General features: G+C 74.9%; 24 protein-coding genes. 15 read left to right on the top strand and 9 right to left on the bottom strand.

Annotation, left to right across the window (positions count from 1 at the left end):
- The first annotated feature begins 10 nt into the window (after window positions 1-10).
- The 8 genes from RM445_RS14110 (at window position 11) to cobA (ending at window position 9,031) form a co-directional block, all read left to right on the top strand.
- Complete coding sequence (locus RM445_RS14110) at window positions 11-1,552, top strand: cobyric acid synthase (RefSeq protein ID WP_311556687.1); 1,542 nt, start codon at window positions 11-13, stop codon at window positions 1,550-1,552.
- Complete coding sequence (locus RM445_RS14105; protein ID WP_311556686.1) at window positions 1,552-3,711, top strand: putative cobaltochelatase; 2,160 nt, start codon at window positions 1,552-1,554, stop codon at window positions 3,709-3,711. Before RM445_RS14110 ends, RM445_RS14105 begins: the two co-directional genes overlap by 1 nt.
- Window positions 3,712-3,721: 10 nt before the next feature.
- Entirely contained in the window at window positions 3,722-4,336 is a 615-nt protein-coding gene (gene cobO / locus RM445_RS14100) for a cob(I)yrinic acid a,c-diamide adenosyltransferase (RefSeq protein WP_311556685.1), read from the top strand.
- Between the two features lie 33 nt (window positions 4,337-4,369).
- Window positions 4,370-4,651: a type II toxin-antitoxin system Phd/YefM family antitoxin gene (locus RM445_RS14095; protein ID WP_311556684.1), complete on the top strand. Its 282-nt coding sequence runs from the start codon at window positions 4,370-4,372 to the stop codon at window positions 4,649-4,651.
- Window positions 4,648-5,052, top strand: a complete 405-nt coding sequence (locus RM445_RS14090) for a type II toxin-antitoxin system VapC family toxin (protein WP_311556683.1) — start codon at window positions 4,648-4,650, stop codon at window positions 5,050-5,052. The genes RM445_RS14095 and RM445_RS14090 overlap by 4 nt, the downstream gene beginning before the upstream one ends.
- Before the next feature lie 10 nt (window positions 5,053-5,062).
- The gene (locus tag RM445_RS14085; RefSeq protein ID WP_311556682.1) at window positions 5,063-6,034 is read left to right on the top strand and encodes an aldo/keto reductase; all 972 of its coding nucleotides are present in this window, start codon (window positions 5,063-5,065) and stop codon (window positions 6,032-6,034) included.
- Entirely contained in the window at window positions 6,031-7,470 is a 1,440-nt protein-coding gene (locus RM445_RS14080; protein ID WP_311556681.1) for a cobyrinate a,c-diamide synthase, read from the top strand. The genes RM445_RS14085 and RM445_RS14080 overlap by 4 nt, the downstream gene beginning before the upstream one ends.
- 331 nt (window positions 7,471-7,801) lie before the next feature.
- Complete coding sequence (gene cobA, locus RM445_RS14075) at window positions 7,802-9,031, top strand: uroporphyrinogen-III C-methyltransferase (protein WP_311556680.1); 1,230 nt, start codon at window positions 7,802-7,804, stop codon at window positions 9,029-9,031.
- A gap of 153 nt (window positions 9,032-9,184) precedes the next feature.
- Here the strand turns inward: cobA and RM445_RS14070 are convergent, their stop codons facing one another.
- Window positions 9,185-10,645 (bottom strand): hypothetical protein, encoded by a 1,461-nt coding sequence (locus RM445_RS14070; RefSeq protein WP_311556679.1) that lies wholly within the window; start codon window positions 10,643-10,645, stop codon window positions 9,185-9,187.
- Window positions 10,642-11,418 (bottom strand): hypothetical protein, encoded by a 777-nt coding sequence (locus RM445_RS14065; RefSeq protein WP_311556678.1) that lies wholly within the window; start codon window positions 11,416-11,418, stop codon window positions 10,642-10,644. Before RM445_RS14065 ends, RM445_RS14070 begins: the two co-directional genes overlap by 4 nt.
- 165 nt (window positions 11,419-11,583) lie before the next feature.
- Here RM445_RS14065 and cobT point away from each other — a divergent pair, with 165 nt between their 5' ends.
- Both cobT and RM445_RS14055 read left to right on the top strand, forming a co-directional pair.
- Window positions 11,584-12,696, top strand: coding sequence for a nicotinate-nucleotide--dimethylbenzimidazole phosphoribosyltransferase (gene cobT / locus RM445_RS14060; RefSeq protein WP_311556677.1), 1,113 nt, complete (start codon window positions 11,584-11,586; stop codon window positions 12,694-12,696).
- Between the two features lie 131 nt (window positions 12,697-12,827).
- Window positions 12,828-13,535, top strand: a complete 708-nt coding sequence (locus RM445_RS14055) for a protein kinase family protein (RefSeq protein ID WP_311556676.1) — start codon at window positions 12,828-12,830, stop codon at window positions 13,533-13,535.
- Window positions 13,536-13,618: 83 nt separating this feature from the next.
- Here the strand turns inward: RM445_RS14055 and RM445_RS14050 are convergent, their stop codons facing one another.
- A complete protein-coding gene (locus RM445_RS14050) occupies window positions 13,619-14,422 on the bottom strand; it encodes an endonuclease/exonuclease/phosphatase family protein (protein WP_311556675.1) in 804 nt (267 codons plus the stop codon).
- Window positions 14,419-14,994, bottom strand: coding sequence for a DsbA family protein (locus RM445_RS14045; RefSeq protein ID WP_311556674.1), 576 nt, complete (start codon window positions 14,992-14,994; stop codon window positions 14,419-14,421). The genes RM445_RS14050 and RM445_RS14045 overlap by 4 nt, the downstream gene beginning before the upstream one ends.
- On the opposite strand from RM445_RS14045, the gene nhaA reads away from it, so the two are divergent.
- A complete protein-coding gene (gene nhaA, locus RM445_RS14040) occupies window positions 14,984-16,324 on the top strand; it encodes a Na+/H+ antiporter NhaA (protein WP_311556673.1) in 1,341 nt (446 codons plus the stop codon). The genes RM445_RS14045 and nhaA overlap by 11 nt on opposite strands.
- 6 nt (window positions 16,325-16,330) lie before the next feature.
- Here the strand turns inward: nhaA and RM445_RS14035 are convergent, their stop codons facing one another.
- Both RM445_RS14035 and RM445_RS14030 read right to left on the bottom strand, forming a co-directional pair.
- The gene (locus RM445_RS14035) at window positions 16,331-17,698 is read right to left on the bottom strand and encodes a DNA polymerase IV (RefSeq protein WP_311556672.1); all 1,368 of its coding nucleotides are present in this window, start codon (window positions 17,696-17,698) and stop codon (window positions 16,331-16,333) included.
- A gap of 227 nt (window positions 17,699-17,925) precedes the next feature.
- Window positions 17,926-18,618 (bottom strand): 4'-phosphopantetheinyl transferase family protein, encoded by a 693-nt coding sequence (locus tag RM445_RS14030; protein ID WP_311556671.1) that lies wholly within the window; start codon window positions 18,616-18,618, stop codon window positions 17,926-17,928.
- Between the two features lie 450 nt (window positions 18,619-19,068).
- On the opposite strand from RM445_RS14030, the gene RM445_RS14025 reads away from it, so the two are divergent.
- The gene (locus RM445_RS14025; protein ID WP_311556670.1) at window positions 19,069-20,226 is read left to right on the top strand and encodes an NAD(P)/FAD-dependent oxidoreductase; all 1,158 of its coding nucleotides are present in this window, start codon (window positions 19,069-19,071) and stop codon (window positions 20,224-20,226) included.
- On the opposite strand, the gene RM445_RS14020 is transcribed toward RM445_RS14025, so the two are convergent.
- The gene (locus RM445_RS14020; RefSeq protein WP_311556669.1) at window positions 20,223-20,909 is read right to left on the bottom strand and encodes an HAD hydrolase-like protein; all 687 of its coding nucleotides are present in this window, start codon (window positions 20,907-20,909) and stop codon (window positions 20,223-20,225) included. The two genes, RM445_RS14025 and RM445_RS14020, sit on opposite strands and share 4 nt — an antisense overlap.
- Window positions 20,910-21,036: 127 nt before the next feature.
- Between RM445_RS14020 and RM445_RS14015 the strand changes: the two genes are divergently transcribed.
- Entirely contained in the window at window positions 21,037-22,173 is a 1,137-nt protein-coding gene (locus tag RM445_RS14015) for a winged helix DNA-binding domain-containing protein (protein WP_311556668.1), read from the top strand.
- Here RM445_RS14015 and RM445_RS14010 read toward each other — a convergent pair.
- The gene (locus tag RM445_RS14010) at window positions 22,129-22,293 is read right to left on the bottom strand and encodes a hypothetical protein (RefSeq protein WP_311556667.1); all 165 of its coding nucleotides are present in this window, start codon (window positions 22,291-22,293) and stop codon (window positions 22,129-22,131) included. The two genes, RM445_RS14015 and RM445_RS14010, sit on opposite strands and share 45 nt — an antisense overlap.
- 85 nt (window positions 22,294-22,378) lie before the next feature.
- On the opposite strand from RM445_RS14010, the gene RM445_RS14005 reads away from it, so the two are divergent.
- Complete coding sequence (locus tag RM445_RS14005; RefSeq protein WP_311556666.1) at window positions 22,379-23,356, top strand: helix-turn-helix domain-containing protein; 978 nt, start codon at window positions 22,379-22,381, stop codon at window positions 23,354-23,356.
- 70 nt (window positions 23,357-23,426) lie between these two features.
- Complete coding sequence (locus RM445_RS14000) at window positions 23,427-24,803, top strand: FAD-dependent oxidoreductase (RefSeq protein WP_311556665.1); 1,377 nt, start codon at window positions 23,427-23,429, stop codon at window positions 24,801-24,803.
- Window positions 24,804-24,812: 9 nt separating this feature from the next.
- On the opposite strand, the gene RM445_RS13995 is transcribed toward RM445_RS14000, so the two are convergent.
- The gene (locus RM445_RS13995; RefSeq protein ID WP_311556664.1) at window positions 24,813-25,091 is read right to left on the bottom strand and encodes a hypothetical protein; all 279 of its coding nucleotides are present in this window, start codon (window positions 25,089-25,091) and stop codon (window positions 24,813-24,815) included.
- Window positions 25,092-25,471 lie beyond the last annotated feature (380 nt).

Here is a 25,471-nt window from a genome sequence, read left to right as displayed (position 1 = left end):
CGGTATCCCGGTGAGCCATGCGACCGTCGGCACAGCACTCCGGGGCGCGCTGCTCGTGGCGGGCACGACCTCGGACGCGGGCAAGAGCGCGCTGGTCGCAGGCATCTGCCGCTGGCTGGTGCGCCAGGGGGTGTCGGTCGCCCCGTTCAAAGCGCAGAACATGAGCAACAACTCGGTCGTGACGGCCGACGGCGGCGAGATCGGGCGGGCCCAGGCGATGCAGGCGCACGCCTGCGGGCTCGAGCCGAGCGTCGCGTTCAACCCCGTGCTGCTCAAGCCGGGCAGCGACCGGTCGTCGCAGGTGGTGGTGCTCGGGCGGGCGCAGGGGACGGTCAGCGCGATGTCGTACCGGGAGCGCAAGGCCGCGCTGCTCGAGGTCGTCACCGCGACCCTGGCCGACCTGCGATCGCGGTTCGACGTGGTCGTCTGCGAGGGTGCCGGCTCGCCGGCCGAGATCAACTTGCGGGCCACCGACATCGCCAACATGGGCCTGGCGCAGGCTGCCGATCTGCCGGTGGTGGTGGTCGGCGACATCGACCGTGGCGGTGTGCTCGCGCACCTGTTCGGGACGGTCGCCGTGCTCTCGCCCGCAGACCAGGCGCGGATCGCGGGCTTCGTCGTCAACAAGTTCCGCGGCGACCCCGCCCTGCTCGCGCCGGGGCTCGACCAGCTGCGGGCGCTCACCGGCCGCCCGACGCTCGGTGTCGTGCCATGGGCCGACGGACTGTGGCTCGACGCCGAAGACTCGCTCGCGGCGGTCACGGACGGGGTGCTGGGCCGGCCGGCGGCCGCGCACGGGGCGCAGTGGCTGCGGGTGGCCGTGGTCCGGTTCCCACGCATCTCCAACGCGACGGACGCCGAGGCGCTGGCGTGCGAACCGGGGGTCGCGGTGCGGTACGTGACCGAGCCGTCGCGGATCGAGGACGCGGACCTCGTCGTGCTGCCCGGCTCCAAGGCGACCGTGGCGGACCTGGCGTGGCTGCGGCGCACGGGCTTGGCGGACGCGGTCGTCGCGCACGCGAAGGCGGGGCGACCGGTGCTGGGGATCTGCGGTGGCTACCAGATGCTCGGGCGGGTGATCGCGGATCCGCACGGGGTCGAGGGCGGGTCGGCGGACGGTCTCGGCCTGCTCGACCTCGACGTCGAGTTCGCGGCCGACAAGGTGCTGGCGAACCCCACGGGCACCGCGTGGGGGCACGAGGTGGGCGGGTACGAGATCCACCACGGCCGGGTGGTGCGCTCGGGAGACCCACTCCTTCTCGACGGCGAGGGATCGGACGCCGGCGCCGTCCTCGGCACGCACTGGCACGGGCTGCTCGAGAACGACGGGTTCCGCCGTGCCCTGCTGGTCCGCGTCGCGGAGCAGGCGGGCCGCAGCGGGTTCCGGGTCGCGCCCGACACGTCGTTCCCCGCCGAGCGCGCCGCCCAGCTCGACCTGCTCGGCGATCTCGTCGCGGACCACCTCGACACCGCGGCCCTGCGGCATGTGATCGGTCACGGCACCCCGCCGGATCTCCCGACGGTGACCTCCGGTCTGGCACGCTCGCCGTGATGACTTCCACAGCACCGCGCGTCGCATCGGATGACAGAGACGTCGTCCGGTTCCCCTTCTCCGCCGTCGTCGGCCACGACGACCTCCGGTTGGCGCTCCTGCTCAACGCCGTCCATCCCGGCGTCGGCGGGGTGCTGGTGCGGGGGGAGAAGGGCACGGCGAAGTCCACGGCGGTGCGCGCGCTCGCCGCGCTGCTGCCGGACGTCGCGGTCGTGCCCGACTGCCGGTTCTCCTGCGACCCGGCGGCCCCGGACCCGCGGTGCCCGGACGGGCCGCACGCCGCCCCGGGACCTCTCGGGGTGTGCTGCGACGGCCACGACCGCGCGGACGCCGAGGTGCGCCGGCGCGACGGCCTGGCGTTGCTCGCGACGCCCCCCTCGGCCGTGCACGCGCGCCCCGCGCGGCTGGTCGAGCTGCCCGTCGGCGCGACCGAAGACCGGCTGGTCGGGTCGCTGGACCTGGAGCGCGCGCTGGCGCAGGGCGTCCGCGCCTACCAGCCCGGCCTGCTCGCCGACGCGCACCGCGGCGTGCTCTACGTCGACGAGGTCAACCTGCTGCACGACCACCTCGTCGACCTGCTCCTCGACGCCGCCGCCATGGGGCGCGCGCACGTCGAGCGCGACGGCGTGTCGGTGTCGCACGCGGCGTCGTTCCTGCTGGTCGGGACCATGAACCCGGAGGAGGGCGAGCTGCGCCCGCAGCTGCTCGACCGGTTCGGGCTCACCGTGGAGGTCCGGGCCTCCCGCGACGTCGACACGCGGGTGGAGGTCGTGCGCAGGCGGATGGCGTTCGAGACCGACCCGGCCGCCTTCGTCGCCACGTTCGCGGACGCCGAGGCGGAGACGGCGCGTCGGATCGCCGACGCGCGTGCGCGGCTGGCGTCGGTGGTGCTGCCCGACGCCGAGCTGCGCCGGATCGCCGCGATCTGCGCGGCGTTCGACGTCGACGGCATGCGGGCGGACCTCGTGATCGCCCGCGCGGCGACGGCGCACGCCGCCTGGCGCGGGGCCGAGGCCGTTGCGAAGGACGACGTCCGGGCGGCCGCCCGGCTGGCGCTGCCCCACCGGCGGCGCCGCGACCCGTTCGACGAGCCGGGGATGGACGAGCAGGCGCTCGACGAGGCCCTCGACGGCGCCGATCCCGAGCCGGAGCCCGACGGGCCGGATCCCGACGGTCCCGGTGGTGGCGCCCCGGAGGGCGCTCCAGAGGGCGCCGCCGACGCCCCGGACGGAGCGAACGCGGCGTCGGGTCGGTCTGACTTGCCCGATGACGCGTCCGGTCGGTCTCCGCACGCCCCCCGTCCGGCCGGCGACGGGTCCCCGACGCCCGCGCCCCCGCCGTCGACGCCGTTCCGGGCCCGCCGGCTCGAGGTCCCCGGCGTCGGCGAGGGCGCGCCCGGCAAGCGGTCACGCGCCCGCACCGACTCCGGCCGGGTCGTCCGTCCGACGCACGGCACGCCTTGCCGCGCCGTCGAGCTGCACCTGCCCGCCACCGTCGCGGCCGCCGCGCCGCATCAGCGGAGCCGCGGCCGGGAGGGCGCCGGGCTCGTCCTGCAACGCGGCGACCTGCGCCGCGCCGAGCGCGAGGGCCGCGAGGGCAACCTCGTGCTGTTCGCCGTCGACGCGTCAGGGTCGATGGCGGCCCGCCGCCGCATGTCGGCGGTCTCCGGCGCCGTGCTGTCGCTGCTGCGCGACGCCTACCAACGCCGCGACAAGGTCGGGCTCGTCACCTTCCGCGGTACGGGTGCCGAGGTCGTCCTCCCGCCGACGTCCAGCGTCCCGATCGCGCAGGCCCGGCTCGCCGCCCTGCGCACCGGGGGCCGCACGCCGCTGGCCGAGGGTCTGCTGCGGGCCCGCCGGCTGCTCGCGGCCGAGCGGCTCCGAGATCCCCGCCGCCGCGCGCTACTGGTGATCATGACCGACGGCCGGGCCACCGTCGCCGCCCGCCCGGGCAACGACCCGGTCCGCGACGCCTGCCGTGCCGCTGCACTGCTGGCCGCGGACGGGATCGCCACGGTCGTCGTCGACTGCGAGGCCGGGCCGGTGCGCCTCGGCCTGGCCGCCGGGATCGCCGCTGCGGCGGCCGCGCCGCTGATCGCCCTCGCCGACCTGTCGGCCGACCGCGTCGCCGGCGTCGTGCACGCGGCCCGCGCCGCCTGAGGAGGACATCGTGCCGCAGGGCCAACCCGTCGCCGTCCCCGTCGACGGCCTCACCACCCGCCAGCGCCGCAACCGCCCCCTGCTGGTGGTGCACACCGGCGAGATGAAGGGCAAGTCGACCGCCGCGTTCGGCCTCGCGCTGCGGGGATGGGCGCAGGGCTGGTCGATCGGGGTGTTTCAGTTCGTGAAGTCGGCCAAGTGGCGGGTGGGGGAGGAGACGGCCTTCCGTGCGCTCGGAGCCCTGCACGAGCAGACCGGAGAGGGCGGGCCGGTCGAGTGGCACAAGATGGGCGAGGGCTGGTCGTGGACCCGCAAACAGGGCACCGACGACGACCACGCAGCGAAGGCGCGCGAGGGCTGGAGCGAGATCCGCCGCCGGATCGAGACGCAGGCCCACGAGGTGTACGTGCTCGATGAGTTCACCTACCCGATGAAGTGGGGCTGGGTGGACGTCGCCGAGGTCGTCGACGTGCTGGCCCGCCGGGAGGGCCGGCAGCACGTGATCATCACGGGCCGCGACGCCGCGCCGGAGTTGATCGAGGCCGCCGACCTGGTCATGGAGACCACCAAGGTCAAGCACCCGATGGACGCGGGGCAGAAGGGCCAGCGCGGGATCGAGTGGTGACCGTCGTACTACTCGAGTAGTACGCTGGTGAGCGTGGAGAGCATCCCCGTCCGTCAGCTCAACCAGGACACCGCCGGTGTGCTGGCGCGGGTGGAGCGCGGGGAGTCACTGGAGATCACCTCTCGGGGCCGTCCCATCGCCCGGCTGGTTCCGGTCACGAGCGGCAAGCTGGACGAGGTGACCGATCTCGTTGCGGCCGGCCGCGCCGTCCCTGCGACGATCAGCGCCCCGTTCGAGGTCCCGGACGGTCCGCTCGACGACGGCCCGGAAGCGGGCGAGCTGCTGTCCGCGCTGCGCGACGACGAGCGCTGGTGATCTACCTCGACAGCTCCGCGATCGTGAAGCTGATCAAGATCGAGGCGGAGAGCCGGGTGCTGGCGGACTGGCTCAACGACCGGAACGAGGCGCCGGTGACCTCGGTGCTCGCGGAGGTCGAGGTACCGCGCGCTCTGCGCCGGTCCGCTCCGGCCCGCCTCGCCATCATGCCGGTCGTCCTCGCCCGGATCGTTCGCATCGAGATGGACGCCTCGGTCCGCGCCACCGCCGGCGCATACGTCACCGACGCCCTCCGGTCGCTCGACGCAGTCCACCTGGCCACCGCCGAGGTGCTGGTCGCCTCCGGCAAGACGGTGAGCGCCTTCGTCACCTACGACACCCGGCAGGCGGCCGCGGTGGAGCCGACCGGGATCCCGGTGGAGATGCCCGGCCGGGGTTAGGGTCGATCGCGTGGAGTACACGCGACTGGGAGCCAGCGGTCTGCAGGTCTCGCGGATCTGCCTCGGGATGATGAGCTATGGGTCGTCGGCCTGGCGGGACTGGGTGCTCGACCTCGACTCCGCGCGCCCGCTGGTCCGCAGTGCCGTCGACGCCGGCGTGATCTTCTTCGACACCGCCGACATGTACTCCGACGGAGTCAGCGAGGAGGTCACGGGCACGCTGCTGCGCGAGTTCTTCGGGAGCCGCGACGACTACGTGCTCGCGAGCAAGGTGTTCAACCCGATGGGCCCCGGCCCGAACGACCGCGGGCTCTCGCGCAAGCACGTGCTGGCGTCCATCGACGCGTCGCTGCGCCGGCTCGGTACGGACCACGTCGACCTCTACCAGACTCACCGGTGGGATCCGCACACCCCGATCGAGGAGACGATGGAGGCGCTGCACGACGTCGTGCGCGCCGGCAAGGCGCGCTACATCGGGGCGTCGAGCATGTTCGCGTGGCAGTTCGCGAAGGCGCAGCACGTCGCGGAGCGCAACGGCTGGACCCGGTTCGTCGCGATGCAGGACCACTACAACCTGCTCTACCGCGAGGAGGAGCGGGAGATGCACCCGCTGTGCCTCGACCAGGGCGTCGGGGTGATCCCGTGGAGCCCGCTGGCGCGGGGGCGGCTGGCGAAGCCACCGGAGGAGCGGACGACGACCCGCGCGAACAGCGACGTCTACGCCCGCAAGATGTACGGCGAGGCCGACGACGCCGTGGTGCGCGCGCTCGTCGACGTCGCGAAGGCGCGTGACCTGCCGATGGCCCAGGTCGCGTTGGCCTGGATGCTGCAGAAGGACGCGCTGACGGCGCCGATCGTCGGCGCGACGAAGCCGGGGCAGATCGACGACGCGATTGCGGCCGTCGACGTCACGCTGACCGGCGACGAGGTCGCCGCGCTGGAGGCGCCGTACGTGCCGCACCCGATCCTCGGGCACGAATGACGCGGGCCCTGATCGTAGCGGCCCCGGCGTCGGGCAGCGGGAAGACGACGGTCGCCACCGGCCTGATGGCCGCGCTGCGCCGACGCGGGACGTCCGTGGCGCCGTTCAAGGTCGGGCCCGACTACATCGACCCCGGCTACCACACCCTCGCGGCGGGGCGGCCGGGCCGGAACCTGGATCCGGTGCTGGTCGGCGAGCACCGGATCGCGCCGCTGTTCCGGCACGGCGCGGCAGGCGCCGAGGTGGCCGTGGTCGAGGGCGTGATGGGCCTGTTCGACGGGCGCCTGGCCGACGGGCACGGCTCGACTGCGCATGTGGCCGGCCTGCTCGGGGTGCCGGTGGTGCTGGTGGTCGACTGCCGCGGGCAGTCGCGCAGCGTGGCGGCGCTGCTGCACGGCTTCCGGTCGTTCGACCCCGCGACCCGGGTCGCGGGGGTGGTGCTCAACCGGGTGGGCAGCGAGCGGCACGAGGCGGTGCTGCGCGCCGCGTGCGACGAGGTTGGGCTGCCGGTGCTGGGGGCGCTCCCGCGGCGCGCGGAGCTGGCCGTGCCGTCGCGGCACCTCGGGCTGGTGACGGCGGTCGAGCACGGGTCGGCGGCGACGGCGGCGGTGGAGGCGATGGCCGACCTGGTGGCGGCGCACGTCGATCTCGACGCGGTGGTCCGCCTGGCCGAGCCGATCCCCCCGGGGCCCGCCTGGGATCCGGCGGCGGAGCTCACCGAGGCCGCGCCGGATGTACCGAACGCCGCTTTCGCTGCGTTGAGTGCACCGAAAGCCGCTTTCGCTACATCAGCCCGGCCGGTGGTGGCGGTCGCGGGGGGTGCAGCGTTCACCTTCGGCTACGCCGAGCACGTCGAACTGCTCGCGGCCGCGGGACTCGAGGTCGCCGTCGTCGACCCGTTGCACGACGAGCGCCTGCCCGACGGCACGGCGGCGCTCGTGCTGCCCGGCGGCTTCCCCGAGGAGCACGTCGCCGCGCTGTCGGCCAACGTCCCGCTGATCTCCGACGTCGCGGCCTTCGCCGCGTCCGGTGCTCCGGTGCACGCGGAGTGTGGCGGGCTGCTGTACCTCTGCGCCGACCTCGACGGCCACCCCCTGTGCGGTGTCCTCCCGGCCACCGCCGCCATGACCGGGCGGCTCACCCTCGGATACCGCGCCGCGGTCGCGCTCTCGGCCTCCGTGCCGTTCGCGGCCGGGCAGCGGGTGGCGGGGCACGAGTTCCACCACTGCGCGGTGACGCCGCGGGCCGGGACCGCTCCGGCGTGGGGATGGCGCGGCGGGGAACCGGAGGGCTTCGTGGCCGGGGGAGTGCACGCGTCGTTCCTCCACACCCATCCGGCGGGGTCGCCCGGCGCGGTCGCACGCCTGGCCCGGCGGGTCTCGGGATCTTCCCGGCACGGCCTCGCCTTTCGGACGAGTGGCACAACCGTCGGATAGGTTCCGACGAGTGGGCCGTTCGTCCAGGTCACGTGCCGCAGTGCGACTGTCGGGCGGTGTGAGGCAGCACGCGCAGCGGCTCGCCGACCGCCCCGGGCGGTTATGATCGGAGCCGTTCGGCCGCGCGAACCCCGGAAGGATCGGGGATGCACTGCCCCGTGACCGGCCTCCGGGGAGGGCACCCGCGCACCAGGCCCACCGCCGCGGCGGGTGGGCGACGTCCGAGGAGGAGTTGTCCCGTGCGCGCGAGCGTGTCGCCGGTCCACGCAGGACCGGCCGATCCCCCGGCCCGACCGCTGTCGTCGCGGCACGTCGCCGGGAGCGGGCGCGCATGACCGGCGACGAGCGCCCGTACCTGGTGGGGCTCGGCCTCACCGGCCGACGCGTGGTGGTGGTCGGCGGCGGCACCGTCGCCCAGCGACGCCTCCCGGCCCTGCTCGCGGCCGGCGCGGACGTCGAGGTCGTCGCACCCGAGGTGACGCCCGCGGTCGAGGGCATGGCCACCGCGAAGGAGCTGCGCTGGACCGCGCGCCCCTACCGCGCCGGTGACCTCGACGGCGCCTGGTACGTACTCGCCGCCACCGACGACGGGGAGGTCAACGCCGCGGTCGCCGCCGCGGCCGAGGCGGCGCGGGTGTTCTGCGTCCGCGCCGACGACGCCCCTGGCGGCAGTGCGGTGACCCCGGCCGTCGGGGAGCACGACGGACTGACCGTCGGTGTGCTCTCCGGAGGCCGCCCGCGCCGTTCTGCCGCGGTGCGCACCGCCCTGATCGAGGCGCTGCAGGCCGGGGCCGTGCGGGTGGACCAGGACGCCGAGCCCGTGCGGCCCGGGGTCGCCCTGGTCGGAGGAGGCCCCGGCGACCCGGAGCTGATCACAGTGCGCGGACGGCGGCTCCTGGCCCGCGCGGACGTCGTCGTCACCGACCGCCTCGGCCCCCGCGACCTGCTCGACGAGCTCGCACCGCACGTCGAGGTCATCGACGCGTCGAAGATCCCCTACGGACGGGCGATGAACCAGGCCCGGATCAACGAGCTGCTCGTCGAGCACGCCCGGGCGGGCCGGTTCGTCGTGCGGCTCAAGGGCGGCGACCCGTACGTCTTCGGCCGCGGGTTCGAGGAGGTCCAGGCCTGCGTGGAAGCGGGGGTGCCCGTGACCGTGGTGCCGGGCGTGACCAGCGCGTTCGCCGTTCCGGCCGTCGCCGACGTGCCGGTCAGCCATCGCGGGGTCGCCCACGAGATCGTGGTCGTGTCAGGGCACGTCGCGCCCGGCCACCCGCAGAGCCTGACGGACTGGACGGCGCTGGCCCGGCTGCGGGGGACTCTGGTGCTGATGATGGGCGTCGAGCGGATCGGGGCCTTCGCCGACGCCCTGCTGGCGGGCGGGCGCCCCGCCGACACGCCGGTGGCGGTGGTGCAGGACGGCACCACCCGGATCCAGCGGACCCTGCGGACGACGCTCGCCGAGGCCGCTGCGGACGTCCGGGCGCACGAGATCGCGCCGCCCGCAGTGATCGTGATCGGCCCGGTCGCCGGTCTGGTCGACGGGCCCGTGTCGGAGTAGCGGGCACGAACCAGGCCGGCAGGTGCAGGCCCGGCCCGGCGTCGGACAGATCGGTCTTCGGGAGCACATCGGCTCCGGAGCGACCTGTCGGGCCGCACCGGAAGCACCGGGGCGGCCCGACGGGCGGGGTCAGCGGGTCAGCGGGTCAGCGGGTCAGAAGGACAGCAGCCGGTCGAAGAAGCTGCGGTACCGGCGCAGGGCCAGCCGCAGGTCCTCGGTCGAGGCGCCTTCGTGGTCGAAGCCCTGCTCCAGGGTGTGGCGCTGGTCGGCGAACAGCCGCTGGAGCTCGTCGAGCAGCTCACCCACCAGCTCGTCGGCCTGGCGGACGGCCCGGCGCGGCTCGTCGACGAAGTCGCCCTTCAGCGCGTCCCACCGCGAGCCGTAGTCGTCGGCGCGATCGGCGGGCACGAGCCGCTCCCGGCCGCCCGACTCGCCGTTCTCCTCGGCGATACCGGCCTGGGCGCCGCTCCCGGTGTCCGGCGTGCTTCGGCCGGTGTCGGTGCCGTCGACGGTCGCGGTGTCGTCCACGTTGCTGAAGCTCGCGCCGCGGTCGGTGTCGCGGTCACTGTCGCCACGGCCGCCCCCGAACGCCGCCGCGGCGACGGCTCCGGCGCCCGCGGCTCCCGCGGCCACCCCGGCTCCACGGTGCGTGTCCGAGCGGTCCGCGTCGACCCGCTCGGTGCTGACGCGGCCGGTGGTGTCCTGCCCAGCGGTGTCTACCCGGCCCGTGTCGTAGTCGTCGTCCCGGCGACCGGTGGTCCGGTCCGTCTCGGCCCGCGATGCGTCGACGTAGCCGGTGTCCTGCGCCGGGTCGTAGCCGCGGGACGCGTCGCCGCGCTGGTCGTCGACGTAGCCGGTGTCGCGGGCGGTGTCGTAGTCCGCGTCGCCCTGGTGGGGACCGGGGGTGTTGCGGGCGACCGGACCGGCTGCGGGATCCGTCAGCGCTCCGGAGGCCTGCGGGGCGTACTCGCGGTCCTGATCGCCCCTGCTTGACCCGAAGTCGCGGTCGGCGTCGCCGCGCGTGCCGGCCCCGGCCCGGTCGTCCATCGCCGTGCCTGCCGCCTGCGGGTCGTACCCGCGGTCCCGGTCGGGGTCGTAGCTCGGGGTCACGAAGTCGCGGTCCGCGCCGGTCGTGGTGCCGGTGGTCGTGCCGGTCGTGGTGTCGCGGGCGTCGTAGCCGGCGTCCCGGGCGGCCTCGCGCCGGTCGACGTACCCAGCCTGGCCGGCGTCGCGGCGGGCGTCGTCGGCGAGCCCGGCCTGACCGGAGTCCCGACGGGCGTCGTCGGCGTAGCCGTACCCGGCGGTGTCGCGCCGGGTGTCGACGTCCTGCACGGAGCCGCGGTCCTCCAGCGTGGCGCCGCCTGCGGAGTGGTCGCGCATGGCCTGCTCGTACGAGGCGTACTCGCCCCGGGGCTGGTCGCCTCCGCCCACGCCACCGCCGGGGCGGTCCGCATCGACCTGACGGGTGTCCGCGGGGTCGTCGCGCCGGGCGCCGGCCGGGTCGTCGTGCCGCTGGTCGGCGGGGTCGCCGAGCACGGCGTCCATGATCCGCTGGCCGATGCCGCGGTGCTCGCGGGGGTCGTCGTCGTGGTGTGTGCTGCGAGGGTCGGTCATCGCGTGTGCTCCTCGGTCCGGGGGCTCCGCTGCCCCGTCGGGTCGGTGGCGGGGCCGGTCGTCCGCTGCTCGTCGTGCAGGGCGTGTCGGCCGGCCTGTGTGCCGTCGGTGTGGTCGGTCGCGTCGTCGGCGCGCCGGGCGTCGTCGTCGGCTCGCGCGTCGTCGGGCCGGACGTCGCTGCGGTCGTCACGGACGTCGTCGCGTCCGGTCCCGGCGTGGCGGGCGTCGTGGTCGGCGTCGTGGTCGGCGTCGTCACCCAGAAGGGCGTTGATGAGCGACCGGTACGAGGTCAGGCCGGTGCGCTGGCTCTCGGTGTCGACCTCGCCGTCGGCGTCGCGGACCTTCCGGGCCTCCCGGTAGTGCTGCACGACCCGGGGGTGGTCGACCGAGAGGTCGTCGGCCCGCCGGTCGAAGTCGTCGTCGACCGGGTAGCCCCGGGCTCGCATGATCTCGGCGACCAACAGGTCCGCAGAGCGCAGCGACTGCCGCGGGTCGTCGACGAACCCGCGCTGGATCTCGTTCCAGGACTCGCGGAAGCGGCCGCTCTCCTCGGTGCTCAGGTCGCGGACGTCGAACTCCTCGCGGCGCTGTCGCCGCTCGGCGAGTTCGGTCTCAGCCGCGCGGCGGTCGCCCGTCGCGGCGACGCTGCGCTCGTACTCGGGGCCGAAGTGCTGTTGCAGTTGCGACGAGCGCCGGCGCCGGGACAGCACCACCCCGAGCGCGACGAGGACCAGCAGGACGACGATGATCAGGACGACCGCAGTGCCACTCACCGGGCTCTCCTCCGTGTGACGCACGGCCCACCCGATCGGGCGACCGTTGTCCCGGGGATCCCTGTTACGGGCGTGTGTCAAACGTGGGAGACCAATTCGCGACGTCGCGCGTCTCGGCCCGCCCGGGTGGCCGGAATGTCCCCTGACGTGGAGACGGAGGTCCCCTTGACCGCCCGCGGACGCCCGTGGTCGGCTCGGCGGGTGCCCGATGCCGCCCAGATCATCGCCCAGACGGTTGCGGCCGTCCGCCCCGTCAGTGCCGACGCCCGGGCCGCGGCCCAGGACCGGCTCGACCGCATGACCAAACCCCGCGGTGCGCTCGGCCGCGTCGAGGACCTCGCCGTCGCCCTCGCGGGCATTGCCGGGGAGTGCCCGCCGCCGCTACCGGAGCCCGCGGCCGTCGCGGTCTTCGCGGGCGACCACGGCGTCCACGTCCAAGGCGTCACGCCGTGGCCGCAGGAGGTCACGGCGCAGATGGTGGCGAACTTCCTGGCAGGCGGAGCGGTCGTCAACGCCTTCGCCCGGCAGGTCGGCGCGAGCGTGACCGTGGTGGACGTGGGTGTCCGCACACCCCTCGACGCCCACCCCGATCTCCGGGACCGGCGGGTGGCCGCGGGCACGGCCGACATGACCACCGGGCCGGCGATGACCCGCGACGAGGCCCGCCGGGCCGTCGCGGCCGGCATCGCCGTCGCCCACGAACTCGTCGACGAGGGGCACCGGTGCGTCGTGACCGGCGACATGGGCATCGCGAACACGACGCCCGCAGCCGCGCTGATCTGCGCTTTCACCGGAGCGGATCCGGCTGTGGTCACCGGGCGGGGGACCGGGATCGACGACGAGACGCTCGCGCGCAAGACCGACGTGGTGCGCCGGGCGCTGGCTCTGCACGCCCCCGACCCGGCCGATCCGCTCGGCGTCGTCGCGGCCGTCGGCGGGTTCGAGCACGCCGCGCTCGCGGGGTTCGTGCTCGGCGGGGCGGCGGCAGGCGTGCCGGTACTGCTCGACGGGGTCAACGCCGGTGCCGCTGCGCTCGTGGCGGGCGGGCTCGCCCCCGCCTCCGTCGGATACTGCCTGGCCGGGCACGTGTCCGCCGAGCCGGGGCACGCCCGGGCGCTGGCGTCGCTGGGCGCCACCCCGCTCCTGGACCTCGGAATGCGCCTCGGTGAGGGCACGGGGGCGCTGCTCGCGCTGCCGGTGGTGGCGGGCGCGGCGCGGGCGCTGCAGGACGTCGCCACCTTCGACGCGGCAGGAGTGGTGGACAAGACCGGCGGTTGAGCCCGATTCACGGAATCGGTTCCGTCAACAGGAGGTCACGACTCGGCCGCAGGGCGTAACGTCTTCGCGCGGGGAGCGAGTCTTTTCTACGAACGGTCCCGCTCGGGATCGCGGGGGGAAGGACGGCCCAGGTGACCGACGCCCGGATGATGTGCACCACGACCGCCGAGCGTCGGCCGACGTACCAGGCCTTCCAGCGCCCCTCGCCCGGGCCGGCCGTGCGGGAGACGGCGCAGGGCACCTGGTTCCTCCCGGTCGACGGTCCGGGAGCGTTGCTGCGGTTGCCGTCCGGCGCCGATGCGAGCGCCGTGCGCCGCATGCGCAGGCTCGAGCTGCCGGGCCTCATGCCGATCGCGAGCGTGCTGGAGGACGGCGGCCGCGTCTGGGTCGCCACCCCGGTGCCGTCCGGCCCGACCGTCGACGACCTGCTGAGCCATGGCGCCGATCTCGGCCTGGGACCGGGCGACGCCGCCGCCGTGCTCAGCGCCGTCGGACGGGCGCTGCGGGCGCTGCACATGCGTGGGCTCGGGCACGGCGCGCTCGACGCCGCCGAGATCGTGATCGCGCCGGACGGCGCGCCGCTGCTCGTCGCGGTGACCGGCGGTCCCGGGCATCGCGAGGGCGACCTCGTGGCCTGGGCGCAGCTCGCCTGGGTGCTGGCCGCGGCGTGGTGCGAGTCGGATCCGGCGGTGGCCGGGGACCTGCGCGGCTGTGCAGACCTGGCCGAGGCCGTCGGCCTGGGTGCCGCCCTCGGAGCTCTGCCGTTCGCGTCGGGCGGCGAGGGGCGGCGGCGCGTGGTGCGCAGCTGGACGGCCGATGGCGCGCGAGCCGCGGGGTAGCGCGCTCGTATGCCTGGAAGGCCACCTTCATGTCACAGGACGTCGTGAAGGTGGCCTTCCAGGCATAGACCGGAGGCTCGTACTCAGCCGATCGCGCGCAGGCTCGCCGTCAGCGGCAGGTGGTCGCTGGGCCCCGCCGGCCCCGCCTTCAGCTCCTCCATCACGATCCCGCCGCGGACGAGCACGTGGTCGAGCTGCGCGACGGGGGTCCAGGACGGGAACGTGGGTCCGGCCGGCAGAGTCCGCCAGCCGCCGCGTCGCAGTGCCGGCTCGACCACTCGTGGTGGCAGGTTGAGGTCGCCGAGGAGCACGGCGGCCACCGCGCCGTCCGGACCGCCCCGTGCGAACCGGCCGACCGTGGCGAGCTGCCGCCGGCCCCGCCACGGCACGAACGACAGATGCGCCGTCGTGACCGCGACCGGGCCGCCCCACGGCGCCTCCACCGTCACCCGCAGCGCGGCCCGCGGCTCCCCGTCCCGGTAGGGGATCGGGGGACGGCGCGCGTCCGGGCGGCGGGGACGGGCCTGCCCCGGACCGCCGCCCGGCAGGGCCGCGATCGCGACCGCCGTCACCGGCAGCCTGCTGATCAGGCCGATCCCGTAGGCCGGGCCGCCCGGATCCGGGTCGGCTCCCGGCCCGCGGGTCCAGTGCAGTGTCGGGTCGCCGAGGAGCGCGGGTGCGAACACCCCCGTGCGGCTGAGCAGCGAGGCCAGCTCCGCGACCTGGTCCAGCTCACCGGAGCGGGACAGGCCGCGGTCGACCTCCTGCACGGCCACGACGTCCACGTCCAGCGCCTCGATCGCCTCGGCCGCCGCGTCGAGGTCGACACGCTTGCTGCGCACGTCCAGCCCGTGCAGCAGGTTGAAGGTGGCGATGCGCACCGTCATCCCTCCAGCGCCGCGAGGAGGGCCCGGACCGTCACGTCGCCGCGGTACCGCACGCCGTCGACGAACAGCGTCGGCGTGCCGCGCACCCCGCTGCGGACCCCCGAGTTGAAGTCGGCCTCCACCCGGTCTTCGACGAACTGCGTCGCCGGCCACACCACCTTCTCCGGAGTCACCCCGATCTCGGTGGCGTAGTCCCGCAGGTCCGCCTGCCGCAGGTGCGGCTCGTCGCCCGAGAACAGGCGGTCGTGCATCGGCCAGAACTGCCCGTGCACCCCGGCGGCCTCGGCCGCCAGCGCCGCCGCGAGGGCGAAGGGGTGGATCTCGGCGAGCGGGAAGTGCCGGAACGCGAACACCATCCGATCACCCATGCGGGCACGCACCTCGGCGATGACCGGGACCGCCGCGCGGCAGTACGGGCACTCGAAGTCGCCGTACTCGACCAGGCTGTGCGCCGCGCCGAGCACGCCCTCCAGGTGGTCGTAGGGCCCGATGGGCGGGTCCAGCCGTGTGACCTGGTCGGTGATCGCGGGCCTCCTCGTCGGGATACGGAATGATCGGGCCGTGGCGATCACGACCCTAGCCGAGCGCGGCGAGCTCAGCCGGGCAGCGCGGTCCTTTCTGCGCACCGAGGCCGGGTCCGCGGTGCTGCTTCTCGGGGCGGCCGTTCTCGCTCTGCTGTGGACGAACCTCGTGGGCAACTACGAGGAGTTCTGGCACACGGATCTCACGCTGCGCCTCGGCGCCACGGAGTTCGGGCTCGACCTGCGGCACTGGGTGAACGACGGGCTCATGGTGCTGTTCTTCCTCAGCGTCGGCCTGGAGATCTCGCGTGAGACGACCCTGGGCGAGCTACGCGGGGTCCGGGCGCTGATCGCGCCCGCGCTGGGTGCGCTCGGGGGGCTCGTGGTGCCCGCCGGCCTGTACCTGCTTCTCAACGCGGGCGGGCCGGGTGCGGCGGCGTGGGGTGTGCCGATCTCGACGGACACGGCCGCGCTGCTCGGCGTGCTCGCCCTGGTCGGCCCGCGGTGTCCCGACCAGCTGCGGGTGTTCTTGCTGGCGCTCGCCATCGTCGACGACATCGGCGCCGTCCTCGCGATCGCGCTGTTCTACACCGACGAGGTCGACGTCGTCGCGCTGCTGCTGGCCGTCGGCCTGTTCGCCTGTCTGCTCGGGCTGCGGTTCGTGCAGTTCTGGCGCACGCCGGTCTACGTGGTGATCGGCGTGGCCATGTGGCTGGCGGTGCTGCGGTCGGGCGTGCACCCGAGCGTCGTCGGCGTCACGTTGGGGCTGTTGGTCAACGCCTATGCGCCGCGCAGGCGCGACATCGCCCGCGTGCAGCTGGCCGGCCGCAGCTTCCTCGTCGACCCCACCCCGGGACGCGCGGCCGCGGCGCAGGCCGCGGTGACCGAGGCGGTCTCGCCGAACGAGCGGCTCCAGCGGCGCATCCAGCCCTGGAGCAGCTACGTGATCGTGCCGGTGTTCGTGCTGGCGAACGCGGGGGTCGCGCTGACCGTGGAGACCTTGCAGGCCGCCGCGACGTCGCCGGTGACGTGGGGCATCGTCATCGGCCTCGTGGTGGGCAAGCCGATCGGCGTGATCATCGGGACGTGGGTGGCACTGCGGACGGGGCTCGGCCGGGTCCCGGACACGCTGCGGTGGGGGCAGCTGATCGGCGGCGCGGGCCTGTCGGGGATCGGGTTCACGGTGGCGCTGTTCGTCACGGAGCTCGCGCTCGACGACGAGGCGCTGGTCGCCGACGCCAAGATCGGGATCCTGGCCGGGTCCATCCTGGCCGGGGTGATCGGCTGGCTGATCTTCCGGCTGGCCGGGGAGCGCGGCGGTCAGTGCGCGCCGAGCGGCCTGCCGATGCTGCCGCCGCGGCCCTGGCGTCCGGTGGAGTAGCGCCGGTCAGGCGAGGCTGCCGAGCGGGTCGGCAGAGCGCAGGGCGGGATCGTCGGCGGCCAGGGTGCGAGCGCGTCCCGGCCCGGAACTGCGGGTCTCGAACCGGACGGTGACACGCCCGTGCCCGGCCCCCTGCACCCAGCCGTGCCCGTGCTCGAGGTGGTAGACGTCGTCGCCGGCCCGCCACGCCCGGCCCGGCTCGTGCTGGGCGGCGCCATTCTCTCCACCCCCGTCGGCTTCCGGATCGGGCAGGTCGACCGTGTCGTCGACTGTGTCAATCGCAGCGTCGTTATCGGTGTCGGCCGGTCCGAGGCCGTCGAACAGCCCCGGCGGCGGCTCCTCGCCCAGTCCCGCCAGCGACACCCCGATCAGGCGGACCCCGCCCTCGGGTACCGCACCGCGGGCCAGTCGCTGGGCGACGGCGGTCAGCGTCGCAAGATCCGCGGTCGCGAGCGTCGCGGTCTCGGAGCGGGTGTGGGTGGCGAAATCCGTTCTGCGGATCTTGACGGTGACCGTCCGCGCCGCCCGGTCCGACGACACCAGCCGCCGGTGTGCGGCCTCGGTGATCCGCGCGACGGCGTCGTGCACGGCCGTCATCGTGGTGAGGTCGGCGTCGAAGGTGGTCTCGGCGCTGACCTGCTTCGCCGCCCCCCGCGGCGCGACCGGCCGCTCGTCGATGCCGCGGGCGAGCCGGTGCAGCTCCGTGCCGATCGCGACGCCGAGGACGTCCGTGGCCTCGCGCCGGTCCAGCGCGGCCAAGGCGCCGACGGTGCGCACCCCGAGCCGGTGCAGCGCGGTCTCGGCGACCGGCCCGATTCCCCACAGCGCGCGCACCGGGAGCGGCGCCAGCACGTGCTGCTCCTCGTCCGGAGCGACCACCCGCAGCCCGTCCGGCTTCGCCAGCTCGGATGCGATCTTGGCGAGCTGCTTGCCCGAGCCGGCGCCGACGGACGCCGGAAGCCCCGTCCGCGTGCGCACCGCCGCGCGGAGGGCGGTGGCGAACTCCTCCACCTCGGCGACCGAGGCCCCGGCCAGCGCGGGCGGCTCGAGGAACGCCTCGTCCAGGGACACGGGCTCGACGATCGGCGCCGCCTCGGCGAGCACGGCCATCACCTGCTCCGACACCGCCGAGTAGAGCCCGCCGCGGGGCGGCAGGACGACGGCCTGCGGACAGAGCCGCCGCGCCTGCCCCATCGGCATCGCCGACCGGGCCCCGAACACCCGGGCCTGGTAGCTGGCCCCGGCCACGACCCCGCGGGGCCCGGACCCGCCGACGAGCACGGGCCGGTCGCGCAGCGTCGGACGCGTGAGCTGCTCGACGGCCGCGTAGAACGCGTCCATGTCGAGGTGCAGCACCCATCGACCCGAACCCACCGCGTCATTGTCCCGCCGCCCACCGACAGTTTCCGCGCCCCGCCGCCCGCCCACGTGGCCGCGCAGTCGGTACGAAGAGCAGCGCGAGTCGGTACGTTTCGGCGAGCGAATTCATCCTTTGAGGCAGTTGAGCGGGGTGCCCCAAACCTGACATTCGCTCGCCAGAACCTGCCGACTCGCGCTGTCGAAGTCGCGGACTCGCGGTGTGAAAGTCGCGGACTCGCGGGTCAGGCGTGGAGGACCGCGTCGCCGTCGGCCTCGACGATCTCCGGTGCCTGGGCTCCCGGGCCTGCGACCGCCGCCGGGTGGTCGGGGGCGGGGGAGAGGTCGTGCAGCCACATCGGTCCGGACGGTGCCCCGGGGCCCGTCCACTGCTCGACGCCCGGCCCATCATCAGCCAGGGTGATCGCCGTCATCGGGGCGGTGAGTCCGTCGCCGGTGGCCTTGACCAGCGCTTCCTTGCGCGTCCAGGCGCGGAAGAACCCTGCGGCATTGAGGTCGCCGCGAGCACGTTCGGCCGGCGAGCGGACGTGCTCGGCCAGGGCGTCGAGATCGGCGACGTCGCGGACCTGCTCGACGTCCAGCCCCACCGGACCGTCTGCACGGACCGCCACGCCGACGAGGTCGCCCGCGTGGCTCAGCGAGAAGCCCGGGCCTCCGCGGAGCACGGGCTTGCCGTGCGGCGCCCCGCACCGGCAGGTGCGGTCGAAGGCGAGCGCATCGGCCGCCGTTCCCGCGATCGGCGCCAGAACGAGGCGGACGAGCGCGTGGGCGGCGAGGTAGCGCGCGCGGTCGGCCGGGCGGCGGAGGCGGGAGAGCCGGACGCGCTCGTGGTCGTCGAGCAGGCCGACCAGCGCCGGGGTGGCCTCCGGATCCACCGGCGCGGCCCACCAGACGGTGCAGCGTCCTCGGAGATCCACGTTCGAGACGCTACGGGGGCGCCGCCGGGGCGGGCAGGGCGTCCCCCGCCTCGCACCCCGGCGGCGCGGATCCGGATCAGCCCGTCCGGCGGACGGGGTTGATCCGGCGGCCCTGCGCGCCCCTGGCGTGGGGGGCGCCGCCTCGGCCGTGGGACCCCGGGGCATCCGCCCCGCGGTTCCCGCGGCGCGCTGCGCGGTTGGGCCGTTCGTCGGTCGGGGCGGCGTCCGGTAGCGGGACGGCCGGTGCCGACGGGGTCTGGTCGGACGGATGAGCACGCATGGGGAACCTCCTGCGGAGAACGGGCCGGCACAGCAGGGCCGGGACGGCGGGAGCCGGCCGGGGTGACTGGGACGGGAGCGTGCCCCGAGGGGCACGACGCTCTCTCACATGCGCATGCGGCGAGGTTAGGTCTTCGCACGACATCGCCACCACCGAATTACGGTGAACGAATGTCGACTCCTCCGGACATCGCCGTCGTCGGCGGGGGCATCGCCGGCGCCTCGGTCGCCTACGAGCTGGCGGCGACCCGGTCGGTGGTGCTGCTGGAGGCCGAGGCCGCGCTCGGCACCCACTCGACCGCCCGCTCGGCCGCCACCTGGATCCCGGGGCACGGGGTCGCCGCCGTCCGCGCCCTCATCACCGCCTCGGGTCCGCGGTTCGGGTCCCTGGCCACCGAACTCGGTGCGCCGCCGCTGCTTTCTCCCCGGCCGGTCCTGTGGACGGCGACGGACGCCGAGGCCGAGGCCGCACTCGCCGCACAGCTCGACGAGCGTGTGGGGGAGCCGGACGCGCCCGTCCGCGTCGACCCCGACGAGGCCCGCCGCCGCTGCCCCGCCCTGCGCGACGTCTACGCGGCCGCGCTCACCGAGGCCGCCGCCGACGTCGACGTCGCCGCCCTGCACGACGCCTACGTGCGTGGGCTCCGACGCCGCGGCGGCACTGTGCGCACGTCGTCGCGGGTCGCCTCCGTGGACCGCGACGGCGCGGGCTGGCGGATCGGGTTCGCCGACGGCGACGCGCTCCTCGTCGGGGAGATCGTCGATGCGGCGGGGGCGTGGGCGGACACCGTGGCGGCCCTCGCCGGGGTGCCACCACTGGGGCTCACGCCGTTGCGGCGGACGATCGCGGTGGCCCGGGTGCCTGATCCCGCGCGACTGCAGCCGCCCGACGGCGGCCCGCTGCCGATGGTCTGCGAGGCCACGGACCGCTGGTACTTCAAGGCCGACGGGCCCCATCTGCTGGTCTCACCCGCGGACGAGACCCCTGCGCAGCCCGGGGACGCGCGTCCGGACGACCTGGACGTGGCGCTCGCCCTGGAGCGTGTCGAGGACGTCACGGGCCTGGGGCTGCGCTCGGTGGTGACGAGCTGGGCGGGGTTGCGCTCGTTCGTCCCCGACCGCGTTCCCGTGGTCGGGAGCCTGCCGGAGCATCCCGGCTTCTGGTTCGTCGCCGGGCAGGGCGGATCGGGGATCGAGACGGCACCGGCGCTGTCCGCGCTGGCCGCGGCCGTCGTGACCGGGACATCCGTGCTGCCGGACATCGCGCTCGACCCCGCCGCGCTCGCTCCCGCCCGGCTGGCGACGAACGGCCCGCTCGTCCAAACCTAGGCGACGAACGTGCCGCTCGTCGCGTTGCGGGGACGGCGCAGTGCCGCGCCGAGCGCCGTTGGATTCGAGTAGACGGCCAGCGCGCCCGCCTCCTCCAGCTCGCCGGGCGCCGCATAGCCCCAGCCCACGCCCAGGCACTCGAGCCCGTGCACGCGGGCGCCCTCGACGTCGTGCAGCCGGTCACCGACCATGATCGCGTCCGCCGGCTCGCCGAGCCTGCGCAGCACCTCACCGACGACGTCGGCCTTCGTGGGCCGCGCGGCGTCGAGCGTGTCGCCGCCCACCGTCGCGAACAGCTCCGTCCAGCCGCGGTACTCGACGATCTTCTCGGCGTAGACCTGTGCCTTGCTCGTCGCCACCGCGAGCGTCACGCCGGCCCCCGCCAGCTCGCGCAGCAGCGCGTCGATGCCGTCGAACGGCAGGCACTCGCGGATGCCGACGTCGGCGTAGATGCGGCGGTACGCGGCCAGCAGCTCCGGCGCGCGTTCCGGACCGACCAGCGGGGGGAGCGACCGGTACAGCGGCGGACCGAGCAGCGTGTGCGGGAGACCGCCGTCCGGCAGCGGGATTCCCAGCTCGGCGAACGCCGCACCGAGAGATCCGAGGATGCCGGGGGCGGAGTCGATGAGGGTGCCGTCGAGGTCGAGCAGGACGGTCGCGGGCGGCCGGGTAGAGGAGTCCACGTCCTCGATCCTCGCCGACCGGCGGCCGCCACGCCGGGCCCGGGTGGCGCACGTCGCGCTCCGGCCGCCTGTGGACGAGGGGCGAGGTCCGCCGAAGAGTGTCGGGGCTCGGTGGGACGCTGCCGGCGTGACCCAGAAGGCGGTTCAGCAGACGGGGCCGGGCCGGGTGCTCTCCACCCGCGAGCTGAACCGGGCGGTGCTCGCCCGCCAACTGCTGCTCGAGCGTGCGGACGGCTCGCCCGGAGAGGTGGCTGCGCGGGTGTGCGGCCTGCAGACGCAGCACGCGCCGTCGGGCTACATCGCGATGTGGTCGCGGGCGGCCGGGTTCCGGCGAGCCGACCTCACGGCGGCGCTCGAACGGGCCGAGGTCGTGCAGGGCTGGGTGATGCGCAACACCATCCACATGGTCGCCGCCGCCGACTACGCCCCGTTCACCGCCGCGGTCCGCGCAGCACGGCGGGCGCAGTGGCTACGGGCAGACAAACGGGCGGCCGGGCTCGACATGCCCGCCGTCGCCGCGGCTGTGCGCCGGTACCTGGCCGACGGCCCCCTCACGCAACCCCGGCTCGTCGCCCTACTGGTCGCCGACGGGTTCCCGAAGGTGGCCTGGGTCGGCGCCCAGCTCTGGGTCGATCTCCTGCGGATTCCGCCCTCGGGCACCTGGGAGAAGCCGAGGGCGCACCTCTTCGCCCTCGCCGACGAGGTCGTCGCGACGAGCGAGCCGGTGGCCGTCGACGACGGCCAGGAGCTACTCGTGACCCGCTACCTGCGTGCCTTCGGACCGGCGACCGCGGCGGACGTCGCGTCGTTCAGCGGACTCCCGATCACGGTGGTCCGGGGCGTGCTCGCCCGCTGCGAACTCCGGCACTTCCGCAGCGAGACGGGCGGGGAGCTGGTCGACGTGCCGGACGCCCCGCTCCCGGACGCCCACACGCCGGCGCCGGTGCGCTTCCTGGGCACCTGGGACGCCACGCTGCTCGTGCACGCCCGGCGCGCCCAGCTGCTGCCGGAGGCCTACCGCCCGCGCGTCTTCGCGACGTCCATGCCCCGGTCCGTAGCGACGTTCCTCGTCGACGGCCAGGTGGCCGGCACCTGGTCCTACGCCGGTGGGCAGGTCGTGACCTCCCCGTTCCACGACCTGCCCACCGCCGCCCGCCGTGCCGTCACGGTGGAGGCCGAGCGGCTCGCGGCCTTCCATGCCGTGTCCGACCGGAGCCGTTCAGGGGAGTCGGACGTTCGTCGTGGCGGAGACGAGACCGCGTAGCTCGGCGATCTGGCGTTCACCGTCGTAGCCCGACGGCATGGGCGGTTCTGCGGTGCGCCCGTGCCGGACGGCCAGGGCGAACAGGGCGGCGAGGGCGAAGAGAAGGATCCATGCGGTCATGGCAGAAAGTCTCCGCTCAACGAGTTCCTGCCAACAGTGGCGGAGAAGACATCCTTCGTCGAAATACTGCCACTACACTGTCAGCATGCTCCGCAGCGTCGCCGTCCTCGTCCTCGACGAGCTCGCGGTGTTCGAGTTCGGGGTGTTGTGCGAGGTCTTCGGCCTGGACCGCACCGACGACGGTGTCCCGCTCCTCGACTTCCGGGTGTGCGGTCTCCGCGCCGGTGAGCCGGTCACCACCACCGGCCACGTACAGGTCGTGCCCGAACGCGGTCTGGAGGGACTGCAGGGCGCCGACCTCGTCGCGGTGCCGGCCACGGGGTTGCGCGCGTTCCCCGAGGAGGCCCTCCAGGCGCTGCGCGACGCCTCCGCCGCGGGTGCGACGCTGCTCACCGTCTGCTCCGGCGTGTTCGTGCTCGGCGCGGCCGGCCTGCTCGACGGGCGCCGGTGCACCGTGCACTGGAAGAGCGTCGACGAGCTGCGGGCGCGACACCCGGAGGCGATCATCGATCCGGACGTGCTGTTCGTCGACGACGGCAACCTCGTCACCAGCGCCGGCACCGCGGCGGGCATCGACGCCGCGCTGCACCTCGTGCGTCGCGAGCTCGGCAGCGCCGTCGTCAACGTCATCGCGCGCCGCATGGTGGTGCCGCCGCAGCGCGACGGCGGGCAGCGGCAGTACGTCGAGCAGCCGATCCCGCAGTGCTCCGCGGACGCGCTCGCCCCGACGCTGGAGTGGGTGCTGGAGAACCTGCACGTCGAGCACTCGGTGGCCGACCTCGCGCGCCGCGCACGAATGTCGGACCGCAGCTTCGCGCGCCGGTTCGTCGCCGAGACCGGCACCACCCCGCACCGCTGGCTCACCCTGCAGCGCGTGCTGCTCGCGCAGCGCCTGCTCGAGGACACCGATCTGGCCGTGGACGACGTCGCCGAGCGGTCCGGCTTCGGCACGGGAGCGCTGCTGCGCCACCACTTCCGCAAGGTCGTCGGCGTCGCCCCGGCCGACTACCGCCGTACCTTCCAGGCGACCCCGTGTCCGGAGCCCGCCGCGGCGAGCGCCTGATCGCACGGTGCTCGACCTCGTCGGTCGCAGAGGGCAGGATCGGGAGTGAACCCGACGGCGAGGAGAAGGCATGACGAGCGCGCGTCCTCGGGTCGCGGTGGTGGGCTCAGGGCCCTCCGGCCTCTACGCGGCGGCCGCGCTCGCCGCCTCCGACACCGCCGTCGACGTCGACGTCCTGGACCGCCTGCCCGCGCCGTACGGACTGGTGCGCTACGGCGTCGCGCCGGACCACGTGAAGATGAAGTCGGTCATCCGCGTGCTGGCCCGGCCGTTCGGCCCCGGTGAGGTGCGCTTTCTCGGCGGGGTGACCGTCGGCCCGGGCCCCGGTGCAGTGCCGCTGCCGGTGCTGCGCGAGCACTACACCGCGGTCGTGCACGCCTCCGGCTCCGCTCTCGACCGACGTCTCGGTATCCCGGGCGAGGACCTGCCCGGAAGCATCGGCTCGGGGGCGATGGTCGGCTGGTACTGCGGGCATCCGGACCACGGCGTCGCGCCCCGGCTGGACGTCACGGGCGTCGCCGTCGTCGGTGCCGGGAACGTCGCGCTGGACGTCGCCCGCGTGCTGGCCCGCACCCCGGACGAGCTGGGCAGCACGGACGTCCCGGACGCTGTGCTCGAGGCGCTTCGCGCCGGCCGGGTTCGCGACGTGCACGTGCTCATCCGCCGGGGCCCGCAGCAGGTCAGGTTCACCCCCGTCGAGCTGCGCCAGCTCGGCGATCTCGCCGACGCCGACGTGGTCGTGCACGACGACGGCCTCCTCGACGCCGGTGTTCCGGACGACGTGACGGACCGCCACGAGCGCGCCAACCTCGCAGTCCTCACGGAGTGGGCGCACGCCACACACGGCACCGCCCACCGGCGCATCCACCTCCGGTTCCTCCGCAGCCCGGTGCGGATCCTCGGGACGGACCGCGTCACCGGCATCGTCGTCGAGCGCAACGTGCTGACCCCGGACGGCCGCGTGCGCGGGACGGGGGAGGAGGAGACGCTCGACGTCGGCCTCGTCGTCCGGGCCGTCGGCTACACCGGCGAGCCGATCGGGGGCCTCCCGTTCGACACCGCGACCGGTACGGTCCCGAACGTCGCCGGCCGCGTGGTCGACGCCGACGGGGCGGCCGTGCCGGGGCAGTACGTCACCGGCTGGATCCGCCGGGGGCCGACCGGCGTCATCGGCACCAACAAGCACGACGCCGTCGAGGTCGCCGCCTCCGTGCTGGCGGACCTGCCCGCGCTGCCGCCGCCGGTCCACCCGGACCCGGACGATCTCGCCCGCGTGCTGGCCGAGCACGGTGTACGGCCGGTCGACTGGACGTCGTGGCTGCGGCTGGACGCCGAGGAGATCCGGCTGGGCCAGGCGCGGGGGGCCGAGCGGGTCAAGGTCGCGGAGCTCGCGGACATGCTCGCCGCCGTCCACGGCGCCACGACCGGAGCCGAGCCCCGGCGCTGACGCCCGCGACTACCGGGGCTCGACCGCGATGACGGTGGGGACCTCGCGGAGCCGCTCGGCGAACAGCGCCGACTCGTCCGCGCGCAGCGCGACCGTGCAGGTGACCGAGCCGTAGGGGACGCCGTCCTGGACGTCGGCGACGAACTCGTGGACCTGGTAGCCGCAGGTGGTGAGGGCGGCGCCGACGCGGAGGACGCCGGCCATGCCGCCGGTGGTGACGATCTCGTGGCGCCGGTGCAGGCGGGGCTGCCAGTCGGTGCGGCGGGCGAAGTGATCCAGAACGGTCATCGTCGACTCCTGGGGTGGGTCCGGGGGAGGCAGGACCCGAGCCAGGTCTCGGGGAGGAGTGCGCGGCCGAAGACCGCCTGCGCGTCGGGAACCTGGCTCAGCCGACGCGCGAGGCTACGAGAAGAATGCTCGTTGCGCGCACCCGGTGACCGTAGCAGACCGGGGTGGGCCGTGTGACCGGGGGCACCACGCACCCTCACCCCAAAGTGAGGGGTGTCGGTCAGCGGCCCGAGCCCGTGATACCCCGCTAAGGGCGTCCGCGGTTGTGACTGCAGCCCTGAGCACCCGTAGCGGGCGATCTCCGACCCTCGGCACCCGTAGCGGGGGATCGCCGCGGGCCCGGGCCAGACGCACCTCACCGAACGACGAGGGCCCCGCCG

This window comes from Pseudonocardia charpentierae, from assembly GCF_031845345.1.
Lineage (GTDB): Bacteria > Actinomycetota > Actinomycetes > Mycobacteriales > Pseudonocardiaceae > Pseudonocardia > Pseudonocardia charpentierae.
Note: the sequence above shows the minus strand (reverse complement) of the source record. Positions and strands in the feature narration are given on the sequence as shown.